A 12,363-nucleotide genomic window follows, 5' to 3' on the forward strand; every position below is an offset into this window, starting at 1 on the left:
GTCGGGAAGTCTCGGGAACAGCGTCCCCGCCGCCAGCGACGTTGCCGCCGTCGATGAACAGGCTTATACGCAGCTCCCCTGCCCCCGTCAACAACCTTCTGTCCGATTTTTTTGCAGCCGCTGATTATTTTTGCGGCTCCCGTGTGGATAAGCTGGCTTACAGGCCCGCAAAAGCCGCAGAAATCAGCCACGAAACGGGAAAAATGTTTATCAACAGGCACTTGCCGCGCCGCGAAAAATTCTTCGCAGGCGCATTCAAGCCCGTGTGGACTGCAGAAACAACGCCGTTCCGAGCCCTCCGGCGGCGGCAATCGCAGCCAGTCCTATGCCCTTGCGCGGCCCCCTGGCGAGGATATGGGCGAGCCGCACCGCCAGGATGGCGCCGGATGCGCCAATGGGATGACCACGTGCGAGCGCCCCGCCGCCCTGATTGACGCGCAGATCATCAAAGCCAAGGCCGAGTGCCCTGCGGCTCACCATCGCCTGAACGGCGAAGGCCTCCATCAGCTCCACAACAGAGATGTCTTCAAGGCTCATGCCGGTGCGGCGGAAGAGCTCCAGTGCCGCCTCATGCGCCCCCGCTGCCGGATTGCCCGGATCACCGCCGGTCATCACCCCCTGCCCCACGGCAGCCAGAGGCATCAGACCCCGGCGCTCTGCTTCCTTGCGGCGCATGATCACAAGGATCGCAGCTGCATCGGCTTCCACGGCGATGGTCGATGCTGTCAGCCCATGGGCGTTCCCACCCGCAAGCACGGGAAGCCGGGACTGCAGCCTTGCATCAAGCGGACGCGTGAAGGCATCCGCGTCAGGGCCCGCCAGCGCAACGGTTTCGGCTGCAAGGTCTCCGGCCGCCTGAGCCCGCAAGGCGGCCTGATGGCTGGCACGGGCATAGGCTTCCTGTGCTTCACGGCTGATTTGCATATGCAGCGCCAGCCTGGCTGCGGCCTCTGCCGGGTCCGGATCCGGAAACGGCGGCGGGGCAAAGGCCGGGCGGTCATAGGTGACAGGCACGCCGTCCTTCTGCAGCGGGCGGTGCACGCGGACCGGAGCGCGGGAGAAGCTTTCAACGCCGCCCGCAATGACCACATCCGCCTCCCCGGCCCGGATGGCGCGGGCCGCGAGGATCACCGCATCAAGCCCGGAGCAGCATTGCCGGTCCACGGTCATGGCACTGACGGTGTGCGGCAGGCCCGCGGCCAGGGCCACCAGCCGGGCAGGATTGCCGCCCGCGCCGAGCGCATTGCCAAGGATCACCTCATCCACCGCCTCCACGGGAAGCCCGGCATCAGTGAGGGCTGCCTGCAGCACGGGCGCGCCCAGTTGCGCCAGGTCCAGCCGCGCAAGGGCGCCGCCGCGCGGGGCCACGGGCGAGCGCCGGGCAGCCACAATCACGGGGTCATGCGCCGTTGTGCCGGTCATGGCCTCACCTCGTCTGCAGCCGGGCTCGAACGGCTTTTTCCAGCGCCGGAAGATCCGTCTTGCCGCCCGGCGTCAGGGGGAAGGCCTCGAACAGGAGAAAGGCACGCGGACAACGGGCACGGCCAAGGGCCGTCAGCACGGCGCGCCGCAGCAGGCTGCCGTCCTTCAGACGGTCAGCGGCTTCCGGTTCCGGCCAGATGGCGGCCACCAGTCTTTGCCCGCGCAGGCGGTCCGGCGCGCCGAAGACGGCGGCAGCCGTTACCCCGGGCACGGCGCGCAGCACCTTCTCCACCTCTTCGGGAAAGATATTGAGGCCGGAGCTGTTGATCATCCGCTTGTCGCGGCCGGCGAGATAGAGAAAGCCCGTCTCATCAAGCCAGCCCCGGTCACCGATGGTCAGCCAGCCGTCCTGCCAGCGCACTTCTTCCCCGCCGCCGCAGATATAGCGGTCGAACAGCAGCGGGCTGCGCACCCACAGATGCCCGGTCTCGCCACTCGGCAGAACGTGGCCCTGCCCATCGCGGATCTCGACCTCCACTCCGGGAAAGGGGCGCCCGACGGACGCTTCCGGCGCCGTGCCCTCCTGCAGGGAGATGAAGCTCATTTCGGAGGCGCCGTAGAACTCACAAGTCCGCACGCCGGGCAGACGGCGGGTCAGCACCTGCCGGTCCTCCGGCTGCAGCTTGGCGCCGCTCGACAGGACAAGCCGCAAGGACGGTGCGGCCTCCACTTCGCGCAAGATCAGCTGCAGTTGGGTCGGCGTCGCATAGAGTATGGTGGTGCCGCCTTGCGCCAGGCGGCGGGCCACGGCCCTCGGCTGGAAGCGCGGCATGACCTCAACACCCGCTCCGGCGCAAAGCCCTTCGACCGCCGCATAGAGATGCAGCGAATGCACCAGCCCGCCGCAGACCAGCACCTTGTCCTGAGGTGACGTGCCGAAGGCGGCAGCGCTCAGGCGGAAACTTTCCGTCCAGGAGCGGTGGGTGCGGGCAAAGCCCTTGGGCACACCCGTCGAGCCGGAGGTGAAGCCGGCATAGAAAAGATCTTCCGGCGCGGGAAAGGGCAGCGGCGTCCCTGCCGTTTCCTTCCGTTCCTCCGCCCCTGCCGTCAGCGCCGGAAAAGCGGCAGCATCAATGACAAGATCAGGCGCAGAGGCGGCGAGGATCTGAGCGCGCAGGGCATCGGGCCATGTGGTGTCGAGCATGAGGGCAATGCCCCCGGCCCGGCCTGCAGCAAAGAAGGCCAGCAGGGCCTGCAAGGGATCTTCCAGAAAGATACCAATGCGCGGCTGACGGGAGGATGCAGCAGGCAGGCACCGGTGCAGCTGAAGGGCCAGCGCTTCGACCCGGGCTTGCAGCGCGGCGAAAGTAAGACTTGCCCCCCCGCAGACAAGCGCGGTCTGGCCGGGGCGGGTGGCCGCGTGATGCGCCAGCGCCGCCCCGGTGAAACTCATGGCCGGCTCAACAGGGCGCGCGGCAGGCCGCGGGCAACCGTCTGCGCCACCACGGCGGTGATCGCGACCTTGATGAGATCACCCGGCAGATAAATGGCCGTGCCGGCCAAGGCCTTGGCGAAGGGCAGATCGGCCAGGATCATCAGGCCCGGAATGCCGAAGAGATAGACAACGCCAACGCCGCCCACAGCTGCCGAGAGGGCAGCGGCGGCAAGCACCGGCAGATTGCGGCTGCGCTCCATGATGAAGCCCGCGACGAAGGCGCCGATGGGCCAGCCGATGAGGAAGCCTGCGGAAGGTCCGGCAAAGACGGCAAGCCCGCCGCGCCCGCCAGCCAAAAGCGGTGCGCCCAGCGCCACGACGAAGAGGAAGAGCAGCATGGACAGGCCGCCGCGCACGGAGCCCAGCATCACACCGGCCAGCATCACGCCAAGGGTCTGCGCGGTGATGGGCACACCTGCCAGGAACGGAATGGCGAAGGGCGGAAACTGCCCCAGCACCGCAATCAGCGCCGCATAAAAGGCGATCTGCACCAATGCATAGTCTTTGCTTGCCATGATCCTGGCTCCTCTGCCCGTCAAAACTGCTTATTCACTCACCACCCAGTGACGGGCTTTTTAATGCGGCGGCGGCGCCAGTGCAAATCCGCAGAAGAGAGGATTGCATGCCGGAGGATGAGGAACGCTCACAAAAAAGCCCGGGGCACGTGCCCCGGGCTTGAGGTTTGGCCATATGGCCTGCTCCTGGGAGAGCTGGTCCGGATCAGAGGCGCTGGGAGCCCTGACCGAATTCCGGATAGGCTTCGACGCCGATTTCCACCTTGTCGAGGCCAAGAGCCTCTTCCTCGGGGCTGACGCGGATGCCGACGGTGGCCTTGAGGATCACCCACAGGACCAGCGAGGCAACGAAGGCGAAGGCACCGTAGGCGGCAACGCCGATCAGCTGCGTCACATAGGAGGTCTCGCCATTGGACAGCGGCACAACGAGAGTGCCCCAGATGCCGCAGACGAGGTGGACCGGGATGGCGCCGACAACGTCGTCGATCTTCAGCTTGTCGAGCAGCGGCACCACGAAGACGACCAGCGCGCCGCCGACGGCACCGATGAAGATCGCCTGTGCAACAGTCGGGTTCAGCGGCTCGGCGGTGATGGACACGAGACCGGCCAGCGCACCGTTGAGGGCCATGGTGACGTCGACCTTCTTGTAGAGGATCTGGGTCAGGGCCATGGCGGCGACCACACCACCGGCAGCAGCCATGTTGGTGTTGGCGAAGATGCGGGAGATGTCGGTCACGTCACCGATGGTGCCCATGGCGAGCTGCGAAGCACCGTTGAAGCCGAACCAGCCGAGCCACAGGATGAAGGTGCCGAGGGTGGCCAGCGGAATGGACGAGCCCGGCATCGGGATGACCTGGCCGCTGGAGGTGTACTTGCCCTTGCGTGCGCCGAGGACGATGGCACCGGCGAGAGCCGCCCAGCCGCCGACGGAATGCACCAGCGTGGAACCGGCAAAGTCGGAGAAGCCCATCACCGACAGCCAGCCGCCGCCCCACTGCCAGGATCCGGCAATCGGATAGATCAGGCCGGTCAGGACGACCGTGAACAGCAGGAAGGGCCACAGCTTGATGCGTTCGGCCAGGGTGCCGGAGACAATCGAGGCAGCGGTGGCGACGAAGACCATCTGGAAGAACCAGTCGGAGGCCGTCGAATAACCGGTGTCCAGCGCATTGCCGCCGACCGGATCGAAGGAATAGGGGCCGAAGGAACCCATGAAACCGCCGTCGACGCCGGTGTACATGAGGTTGTAGCCGGTGAGCCAGAACAGGATGCCGGCGATGGAATAGAGCGCAATGTTCTTCAGGCACTGCATCGACACGTTCTTGGACCGCACGAGGCCCGCTTCCAGCATGGCAAAGCCGGCCGCCATCCACATGACGAGGAAGCCGCCCAGAAGGAACAGCAGCGTGTTGAAGATATAGGCCGTGTCGGCGGCCAGGGCATAAGCCGGCGCCTCGGCGGCAGCAGCGGCGGTTTCAGTGGCAGCTTCTGCAGCCGGTGCAGCGGTCTGGGCCAGGCCCGGATCGGCCATCAGACCGAGGACCGCCATGCCGATTGCGGCATAAGCGAAAGACTTCTTCATGTTACTCACCCCTCAAAGCGCTTCTGTGTCGGTTTCGCCGGTGCGGATGCGAACCACCTGATCGATCGAATAGACGAAGATCTTGCCGTCGCCGATCTGGCCGGTCTTGGCGGCGCCGGAGATGACTTCCACGACCTTGTCGACGGACTCGCTGGAAACAGCGACTTCGATCTTGAGCTTCGGCAGGAAGCTCACCGCATATTCGGTGCCGCGGTAGATCTCGGTGTGGCCCTTCTGGCGGCCGTAGCCCTTGACCTCGGTGACGGTGAGTCCCTGGATGCCGATGCTCGTGAGGGCGTCACGCACCTCGTCGAGCTTGAACGGCTTGATGATGGCCATCACAATTTTCATGCTCGTTACCCGTTTCCCCTGCTTGTCACCGGTCCGGGACTGGACCGGTCTGGCCACCTGGCCCGCATCCTCTGCGCTTCAGGTGGAACCTGCGCTGAGGGCGGACCGGGCCGGCTTTCCCCTTCTCTTAAACAAGGACCGTGCCAACTTTGGCCGGGGGCAGGAAAATGCCCGATTTCCGCCAGATTCATGGAAGGGGACGCGGGGGAGACGGGCAGTTGACCGTTCAGGAGGCAATTGCAGAACGGCAGAGTTGCCTATTTTCTATTCAAATCTCAAAATTTGCACATAATGTAATCAAAACTGAAAATCAGAAACGCCACCGCTGCTTTTTAAGGCAGCGGTGGCGTCCTGTTTGAGGAGAAGACCCTTGGATGGAAGCAGAAAGACGTGTGCTGATCTCAGGCCGAAAAGCCGCCATCGGCCAGATAGGCGGCCTCTTCCGCCGTCGTCTCACGCTCGAGCACATGGTTGCGGTGCGGGAAGCGGCCAAAGCGGCGGATCACGTCGAGATGGACGAGGGCATAGAGATAGAACTCCTTGTCCCCGAGGCGGCGGAACAGATCGACGGATTTCTCCTGCCCGGCCATATCTTCCGCATGTTCGAACGGCAGGTAGAAGAAGGCGCGGGCATCCTTGGGAAAGGCTTTGTCGAAGCCCCTGGCCAATGCGGCCGTGGCAATGATCTGCGCTTTTGCATCGGTTGCGAAAGCGCGCTTGTCCTGCCGGTAGACGTTGCGCGGGAACTGGTCGAGCAAAAGCAGAAGCGCCAGCGTGCCATGCGGCGTTTCCTGCCAGTGATCCAGCGCGCCCGAGGCCGCATCATCCATCAGCGGCACGAAATGGCTGCGTATCTCCGCGTCAAAAGCATCACTGCGGGTGAACCAGGCCTCGCTGCCGGCCTCCCACCAGAAGTCAAGAACGGTGAGCGGATCAGCGGCGGAGGCTTGGGTGGGAGTGGGGGCGCCGGTCACGGGTGGTTTCCTTCTTGTTTGCAATCTTTCAGGTCTCTTCCAATGTCGGCCATTTCGGCGGTGTTTCAAGCCTTTGCGGCTTGACGCAGTGTTCACAGCAGGACAAGAGCTGAAGCCGGACGAAAAACCGCGCAGGGCATCATGACGGCACCAGACACATCGGAACCGGGACAGCATCTTGACCTCAGGGGCCTCAAGTGCCCGCTGCCGGTGCTGCGCAGCCGCAAGGTGCTGGCGGGTTTGAAGCCCGGCGCAGTGCTTGTGGTCGAGGCAAGCGACCCGATGTCGGTGATCGACATTCCGCATATGTGCAACGAGGATGGGCACGCGCTGCTGGCCCAGGAAAAGCATGATGACGCCCTGCGCTTCACCATCCGCCGGGGCGCACAGAAAAACGCCGGCTGATCAGGTCATCCGCGCGGCGATACGGTCCATTTCCGTGGCCAGCGCAATGTCCAGCGCCGTCAGCCCGCCTGCATCGTGGGTGGACAGTGTCACCTCCACCGTGCGGTAGACGTTCGACCATTCCGGGTGATGGTTCATCCGCTCGGCAGCCAGCGCCACCTGCGCCATGAAGCCGAAAGCTTCGACGAAACCGGCAAAGACAAAGCGGCGGGTGATGGCGTCGCGCCCCTCCACCAGCCGCCACCCGGTGAGCTGGGCCAGCGCTTTCCCGCGCTCCCCGTCCGTCAGACGTGCCGCCATCTGCATCTCCCGTCTTGAAATCCGCCGCGTCACGGGCATTTTCTCCCGCGTCCAACCGAATATAGGCCGGACGGCAACTCTGGCCAGCATTGCATCACACCAAGGCTCAGACGCCGCACGGGCTTGACCGGATCCCGATCTGTCAGGCTCATCAGAATCTGGATCACACAGGAGCCCAGCCATGACCTCTGTCCTCTTCGTCTGCCTTGGCAACATCTGCCGCTCACCGCTGGCAGAAGGCGCGTTCCGCAAGGTCGTGGAGGATCTGGGTGCGGGCGGACGGGTGCTGATCGATTCGGCCGGAACCGGTGGCTGGCATCAGGGTGAGGCGCCGGACCCGCGCTCCATCGCCGTGGCGGCCCGCAACGGCATCGACATTTCCACCCAGCGTGCAAGGCAGGTGGTGAAGGCCGATTTCAGCCGCTTCGAGCACATCCTCGCCATGGACAACAGCAATCTCACCCATCTGCGCAAGCTGAGCCCGGCAGAGGCCCCTGCCCGCCTCCGGCTGTTTCTGGAAGCAGAGGGAATGGATGTGCCGGACCCCTATTACGGCGGTCAGGCCGGATTCGAGACCGTCTTCCGCATGGTGATGAAAGGCGCGGAGGATCTTGCGGCAGAACTGGGGCTTGGGCGCAGGCGCTGACGCGCGTCAGCGGAACTTCGCCACAAAAGCCCGCAGCGCCCGGCCAATCCCGGCCAGAAGCGGCGGCACGGCGCGGCGCAGGCGCAAGCCGGCCGCAGACAGTCCGGCATCAAGCTGTGCGTCGCCTGCCCAGCGCGGCGTCTTCACATAGAGCAGCCAGTAGACCGACAGGAGCACCAGGAAGGTCAGCCCCCAGGCCAGCAGCGTGTCGGAGAGAAAGTGACCGCCGAAGGCCACCCGGTTCACCGACAACGCCAGCATCAGCGGCAGAATGGTCAAGACCACCGCCGGGCGCCAGCTTTTCGGCACCACGAAGGCCAGCGCCATCAGCCACATGCTGGCCGAGCCCTCGCCCGAGACAAAGGAACAGTTGGTGCTGCACCAGTCCGTCTTGAGCCACACCGGCATGAAGGGCAGGTCTCCGCCGAACTGCTCCACCATCACCGGGCGCGGACGGCCCCAGTTGTTCTTCAGGATGGTGTTGACCAGGATGCCCGGGCCCAGCACCAGCGTGGAGAGCAGAAAGACCGGCTTGCGCAGCGGCATCAGCGGCGGCAGCTCCGGCAGCAGCAGCTTGAGAAGCAGCACAAACCCGCAGATGACGGCCACCGTCTGCACCAGATAGGGGCCGAGATAACGAAGCTTCTGCAGGAAGGGCGAGGACGCCGCCGTAAAGCCTTCGCCGGGCGTGTAGAACAGGCCGCTGGCCAGAAGATCGAGCCCCGGCACGGCCAGAAACACCAGCGACACCACACCAATGAACGTGAAGGCTGCCGCAAACGGATGGGTACGGCACCAGCGCACACTGGTGCAGATCAGAGTGCGGGCACGGGCGAGGCCAGAAGGAGCGGCGTAATCAGTCATTCGGGCTCTCTAGCCTATTTTCTCAAGCTCGGCCAATATCTGCGTAACGGCGGGCGCTGTGAACGGACCAGATGTCATACCAACTCTCGATGAGCTTGCCTCATCAAGAGTTGGTCAAGCCTGTGCGGCGCCTGAGCAATTTCAAGGCGTGATACGTCAGCATCTCAACGCCTTGATATAAGAGGAATTTTCCATGCAGCAACGGCCGAGGCTCGATTTCTGGTTCGAATTTGCCTCCACCTACAGCTACCTCACCGCCATGCGCATCGAGACTGTGGCCAAGGACCGGGGCATCGATCTGGTCTGGCGGCCGTTTCTGCTTGGCCCCATCTTTGCCCGGCAGGGCTGGGACACGTCACCATTCAACCTGTTTCCGGCCAAGGGCCGCTATATGTGGCGCGAGATGGAGCGGATGTGCGAGGACATGGGCCTGCCGCTGACCGTGCCCGATCCCTTTCCGCAGAACGGCCTGATGGCGGCCCGCATTGCCCATGCCGGGCGGCTGGAACCCTGGATCGGCAGCTTCGTGCGCGCTGTTTACATGGCGGAATTTGGCGAGGGCCGCGATATCAGCGACGAAGGTCTTCTCGCCGGCATCCTCTTGGATCTGGGACTGGATGCAAAGGCCCTGCTTGCCAAGGCCCAGAGCATCGAGGTGAAGATCGGCCTGCGTGCAGCGGTTGCCGAAGCTGAGGCGGCCGATGTTTTCGGCGCCCCCAGTTTCGTCACCGGAGACGGGGAGCTTTACTGGGGCAACGACCGGCTGGAAGATGCCGTCGAATGCGCCCTGCGCCTCACCCGCTAACCTTCAGAGAACCACGATGCCCGAGTGCTTGGCCTTGTGCTCGGGCTCCACATGGATCGTCACCCTGGCGCCGGGCAGCGACTTGCCGATGGCCTGTTCGATCCGGTCACAGATGTCATGGGCGGCATCGACGCTCATTTCCCCCGGCACCACCAGATGGAAATCCACGAAGGTCAGCCGCCCCGCCAGCCGGGTGCGCAGGTCATGGGCCTCGATGGCCCCTTCCCCGTGTTCGGAGATCAGCCCGCGCAGCATGTCCTGCACATCGGTGGAGGCCGCTTCATCCATCAGGCCGCTGACGGAGGCTTTCATCAGGGTCCAGCCGGACCACAGCACGTTGAGACCGACAAGCCCCGCCAGCAGCGAATCCAGCTGCCGCCAGCCGGTCAGAAACACGAGAATCACGCCTACGAGAACGCCCACGGATGTCACCACATCCGTCATCAGATGCTGGCCGTCAGCCTCAAGCGCCGGGGAGCCGTTCTTGCGGCCAAAACGGATCAGCAGCACGGCCCAGCCGCAGTTGAGCACGCTGGCAAGACCGTTCACGGCCAGGCCCTTCACCGTGTAATCGGGCATTTCTGTCGCGTGATAGCCTTCCCAGGCCGCATTGAAGATCGACAGCGCCGCCAGCACGATCATCACGCCCACAAGAACCGCAGCGAAATACTCCGCCTTGTCATGGCCATAGGGGTGATTGGAATCGGCCGGCTTGGACGCATACCAGACGGCCAAAAGGGTGGCGAAGGAGGAGGCCACATTGACGATGGATTCCAGCGCATCCGAATAGAGCGCCACGGACCCGGTCAGCACAAAGGCCAGATACTTCAGCCCCAGAACGGCGGCCCCAACGATGACGCTGCCGAAGGCAACGCGCAGACGCAGGCTCATGGCTACCTCACGGATTGAGGGCGCGGCACTCCGCACGCCCGGTCAGGAGGCGGCGGCCTGGCTGGCGCGCCGTCCCGTTCGGGCAAGGCCTTAGGCATGTTTCAAGCTGAACGCAAGGGCAGTGCGCGAGGAGAAGCGCTAGATTCCCGTATCCCACAGGTTGGAGGCGGCGCCGATGATGCGCCCCGGCCCGCTGTCATCCTCCAGCTGAACAATGACCGCGCAGCGCTTTCCGCCCTTTTTCATCGGATGCTGCGGCAGGTTCAGCTCCAGCTGTCCGCCGGACCACATGCCCACCGCTTCCAGCCGCTTCACCACATTGACATAGGTGACCTGCCGCCCCTCATTCTCACCGCGGCCGACCTCCACTGTCTTGGAAGGCATGACATGGAGCAGGTAGACGGTCGCCATCTTCGCCCCTTCGGGCAATGCTCCGTCGATGGTGACTTCCAGCATGTCCGGCGTGGAATGAAGCGTCACCGAGGCCGTCATCTTCGTGGCGCGGCCAAGAGCGGCCTTCACCGCCGGCTCGTCGCCCCCCACCACATGCTCGCCACCGTTGATGATGATCTGCGGTGTATAGACCGATCTGTCGCCGCGGCGGGCGGAGTACAGCCGCTGGCGCTCGGAGTTTTCCGGAGTGGCAAGCGTGTCCTTCCAGCCCAGGTAATCCCAGTAGTCGACCGGCAGGGAAAGCGCGAGGACGCCGGTGTCCTTTGAAAGGTCCTGCAGCAGCTTGTCGGCTGGCGGACAGGATGAGCAGCCCTGACTGGTAAAGAGCTCCACCACGACCGGCGGCGCCTTGCCATCCGTGGCAGCCGCTGCCACCGGCAGAGCCATGACGGCAAGGCAAACCGCAGCCGCCAGCCGTGAAATCAGCATTCGCACAGGGCCCATGGCCGGGGAACTCACTCTTGTCTTCCGGATCTTGCTCTCGTCCAAAATACATATTCTGCGCCGCCGCGCGAGTCACGTCGCGGTGAGACAGAACAGCTGCGGAACGTGTCCTCAGCCGGAAAATGATGCCAATTGGCTTTGACCGGCGGGAAACAATGCCATTTTGACAGATGATGGCACGCAGCTATAAAATATCACGACATTTCATGAAGAGCAGAACATGCGCGGACAGCGTGCACCGCTGCCGGAAGAGGAAACGTCGGAAGATGGCGCGTGCACCCAAAGGCTCCGGACAGACCGGTGACGTGGAGCCCGATCAGGCGAAGCGGCGCAATTCGGTCAATCTGTTTGAACTGGCCTATGAGCGGCTGGAAGACCTGATTGTCAGATGCGAACTGAGCCCCGGCCGGTTTCTGTCGATCCAGGACCTGCAGACCCTGACGGGCATCAGCCGGACACCCGTGCATCAGGCCGTTGGCCGCCTGGCCGAAGATACGCTGATCCACATCCGCCCGCGCCATGGTCTTCAGATTGCGCCCATTGATCTGGCTCGCGAGCGGGTGCTTCTCCGGCTGCGGCGGGATCTGGAGCGGTTCGTCATCAAGCTTGCGGCAGAGAATGCCTCCCCGGCACAGCGAAACCAGATGCTGCATCTGGCCAAGGTCATCCGGGAGCGCCGTGCGACGATTTCGATCGATGACTTCAACACATTCGACCGGCGCATCGACACGCTCATTCTGGCCGCAGGCAACGAGCCTTTTCTCGTCCACACCCTGAGGCCCCTGCATACGATCTTCCGGCGGATCGGCTGGATTCATCACAATCACACCTCAGGCAGCCTTAGTCTCGATGGAACGGTTGACCACCATCTTGCGGTGCTCAATGCCGTGGCAAACCGCCATGTCGAACAGGCGGTGGCCGCCTCTGACGCGCTCATCGAATTCGTCAATTCGATGTTTGACGTGATGGAAAAGGAAATTGATCCCACCCTGCTCGACTGCAGCATCGAGCCGCTCATACCTGCGTAATATCAAGGCACTGAGATACCGGCGCACCACGCCTTGAAAAGGCCCAGGCCCCGCATGGGATTTGGCATAAGACAACTGCCCCCTTTCCTTCGCCCCGCCTTCCCGGCCATCTCTGGCGCTGGATGCCGGTCACTGCGGCGGACAGGTGGCAGACCCTTTCCAGACGCGGCAGCCCTGCAGCAGGAAGA

General features: G+C 63.9%; 14 protein-coding genes. 4 read left to right on the forward strand and 10 right to left on the reverse strand.

Translation table 11 applies throughout. The annotated features are described in order from the left end of the window. Nucleotides 1-255: 255 nt before the first annotated feature. The 6 genes from ACVNHC_RS23545 to ACVNHC_RS23570 form a co-directional block, all read right to left on the reverse strand. Nucleotides 256-1,422, reverse strand: a complete 1,167-nt coding sequence (locus tag ACVNHC_RS23545) for a thiolase family protein (protein WP_457169783.1) — start codon at nucleotides 1,420-1,422, stop codon at nucleotides 256-258. 4 nt (nucleotides 1,423-1,426) lie between these two features. Next, the gene (locus tag ACVNHC_RS23550) at nucleotides 1,427-2,875 is read right to left on the reverse strand and encodes an AMP-binding protein (RefSeq protein ID WP_457169784.1); all 1,449 of its coding nucleotides are present in this window, start codon (nucleotides 2,873-2,875) and stop codon (nucleotides 1,427-1,429) included. Then, nucleotides 2,872-3,432 (reverse strand): biotin transporter BioY, encoded by a 561-nt coding sequence (locus ACVNHC_RS23555; protein ID WP_050474133.1) that lies wholly within the window; start codon nucleotides 3,430-3,432, stop codon nucleotides 2,872-2,874. The genes ACVNHC_RS23550 and ACVNHC_RS23555 overlap by 4 nt, the downstream gene beginning before the upstream one ends. 205 nt (nucleotides 3,433-3,637) lie before the next feature. Beyond that, nucleotides 3,638-5,014, reverse strand: coding sequence for an ammonium transporter (locus tag ACVNHC_RS23560; RefSeq protein WP_050474132.1), 1,377 nt, complete (start codon nucleotides 5,012-5,014; stop codon nucleotides 3,638-3,640). 12 nt (nucleotides 5,015-5,026) lie between these two features. Continuing rightward, nucleotides 5,027-5,365, reverse strand: a complete 339-nt coding sequence (locus tag ACVNHC_RS23565; protein ID WP_026355689.1) for a P-II family nitrogen regulator — start codon at nucleotides 5,363-5,365, stop codon at nucleotides 5,027-5,029. A 401-nt stretch (nucleotides 5,366-5,766) separates the two neighbouring features. Further along, nucleotides 5,767-6,339 carry a DUF924 family protein gene (locus ACVNHC_RS23570; RefSeq protein WP_457169785.1) on the reverse strand — a complete coding sequence of 191 codons (573 nt, stop codon included), beginning with the start codon at nucleotides 6,337-6,339 and terminating at the stop codon, nucleotides 5,767-5,769. A 141-nt stretch (nucleotides 6,340-6,480) separates the two neighbouring features. Between ACVNHC_RS23570 and ACVNHC_RS23575 the strand changes: the two genes are divergently transcribed. Beyond that, entirely contained in the window at nucleotides 6,481-6,744 is a 264-nt protein-coding gene (locus ACVNHC_RS23575; RefSeq protein WP_122522658.1) for a sulfurtransferase TusA family protein, read from the forward strand. On the opposite strand, the gene ACVNHC_RS23580 is transcribed toward ACVNHC_RS23575, so the two are convergent. Beyond that, nucleotides 6,745-7,044: a 4a-hydroxytetrahydrobiopterin dehydratase gene (locus tag ACVNHC_RS23580; protein WP_164477647.1), complete on the reverse strand. Its 300-nt coding sequence runs from the start codon at nucleotides 7,042-7,044 to the stop codon at nucleotides 6,745-6,747. Nucleotides 7,045-7,225: 181 nt separating this feature from the next. On the opposite strand from ACVNHC_RS23580, the gene ACVNHC_RS23585 reads away from it, so the two are divergent. Further along, nucleotides 7,226-7,690: a low molecular weight protein-tyrosine-phosphatase gene (locus ACVNHC_RS23585; RefSeq protein WP_457169786.1), complete on the forward strand. Its 465-nt coding sequence runs from the start codon at nucleotides 7,226-7,228 to the stop codon at nucleotides 7,688-7,690. A 6-nt stretch (nucleotides 7,691-7,696) separates the two neighbouring features. On the opposite strand, the gene ACVNHC_RS23590 is transcribed toward ACVNHC_RS23585, so the two are convergent. Next, complete coding sequence (locus tag ACVNHC_RS23590) at nucleotides 7,697-8,554, reverse strand: phosphatase PAP2 family protein (protein ID WP_457169787.1); 858 nt, start codon at nucleotides 8,552-8,554, stop codon at nucleotides 7,697-7,699. Nucleotides 8,555-8,747: 193 nt separating this feature from the next. Here ACVNHC_RS23590 and ACVNHC_RS23595 point away from each other — a divergent pair, with 193 nt between their 5' ends. Then, nucleotides 8,748-9,359, forward strand: coding sequence for a DsbA family protein (locus tag ACVNHC_RS23595; RefSeq protein WP_457169788.1), 612 nt, complete (start codon nucleotides 8,748-8,750; stop codon nucleotides 9,357-9,359). A 3-nt stretch (nucleotides 9,360-9,362) separates the two neighbouring features. On the opposite strand, the gene ACVNHC_RS23600 is transcribed toward ACVNHC_RS23595, so the two are convergent. Both ACVNHC_RS23600 and ACVNHC_RS23605 read right to left on the reverse strand, forming a co-directional pair. Further along, a complete protein-coding gene (locus ACVNHC_RS23600; RefSeq protein WP_050474126.1) occupies nucleotides 9,363-10,250 on the reverse strand; it encodes a cation diffusion facilitator family transporter in 888 nt (295 codons plus the stop codon). Between the two features lie 138 nt (nucleotides 10,251-10,388). Beyond that, nucleotides 10,389-11,132: a DUF1223 domain-containing protein gene (locus tag ACVNHC_RS23605; protein ID WP_457169789.1), complete on the reverse strand. Its 744-nt coding sequence runs from the start codon at nucleotides 11,130-11,132 to the stop codon at nucleotides 10,389-10,391. A gap of 281 nt (nucleotides 11,133-11,413) precedes the next feature. On the opposite strand from ACVNHC_RS23605, the gene ACVNHC_RS23610 reads away from it, so the two are divergent. Continuing rightward, nucleotides 11,414-12,175, forward strand: coding sequence for a GntR family transcriptional regulator (locus ACVNHC_RS23610; protein ID WP_050474124.1), 762 nt, complete (start codon nucleotides 11,414-11,416; stop codon nucleotides 12,173-12,175). Nucleotides 12,176-12,363 lie beyond the last annotated feature (188 nt).

The sequence above is a fragment of the Pannonibacter sp. Q-1 genome, from assembly GCF_054073275.1.

Bases quoted from the DNA above. Each gene is read 5' to 3' on its own strand.
- ACVNHC_RS23545 (WP_457169783.1), bottom strand. From the start codon at position 1,422: ATGACCGGCACAACGGCGCATGACCCCGTGATTGTGGCTGCCCGGCGC.
- ACVNHC_RS23550 (WP_457169784.1), bottom strand. From the start codon at position 2,875: ATGAGTTTCACCGGGGCGGCGCTGGCGCATCACGCGGCCACCCGCCCC.
- ACVNHC_RS23555 (WP_050474133.1), bottom strand. From the start codon at position 3,432: ATGGCAAGCAAAGACTATGCATTGGTGCAGATCGCCTTTTATGCGGCG.
- ACVNHC_RS23560 (WP_050474132.1), bottom strand. From the start codon at position 5,014: ATGAAGAAGTCTTTCGCTTATGCCGCAATCGGCATGGCGGTCCTCGGT.
- ACVNHC_RS23565 (WP_026355689.1), bottom strand. From the start codon at position 5,365: ATGAAAATTGTGATGGCCATCATCAAGCCGTTCAAGCTCGACGAGGTG.
- ACVNHC_RS23575 (WP_122522658.1), top strand. From the start codon at position 6,481: ATGACGGCACCAGACACATCGGAACCGGGACAGCATCTTGACCTCAGG.
- ACVNHC_RS23580 (WP_164477647.1), bottom strand. From the start codon at position 7,044: ATGGCGGCACGTCTGACGGACGGGGAGCGCGGGAAAGCGCTGGCCCAG.
- ACVNHC_RS23585 (WP_457169786.1), top strand. From the start codon at position 7,226: ATGACCTCTGTCCTCTTCGTCTGCCTTGGCAACATCTGCCGCTCACCG.
- ACVNHC_RS23590 (WP_457169787.1), bottom strand. From the start codon at position 8,554: ATGACTGATTACGCCGCTCCTTCTGGCCTCGCCCGTGCCCGCACTCTG.
- ACVNHC_RS23595 (WP_457169788.1), top strand. From the start codon at position 8,748: ATGCAGCAACGGCCGAGGCTCGATTTCTGGTTCGAATTTGCCTCCACC.
- ACVNHC_RS23600 (WP_050474126.1), bottom strand. From the start codon at position 10,250: ATGAGCCTGCGTCTGCGCGTTGCCTTCGGCAGCGTCATCGTTGGGGCC.
- ACVNHC_RS23605 (WP_457169789.1), bottom strand. From the start codon at position 11,132: ATGCTGATTTCACGGCTGGCGGCTGCGGTTTGCCTTGCCGTCATGGCT.
- ACVNHC_RS23610 (WP_050474124.1), top strand. From the start codon at position 11,414: ATGGCGCGTGCACCCAAAGGCTCCGGACAGACCGGTGACGTGGAGCCC.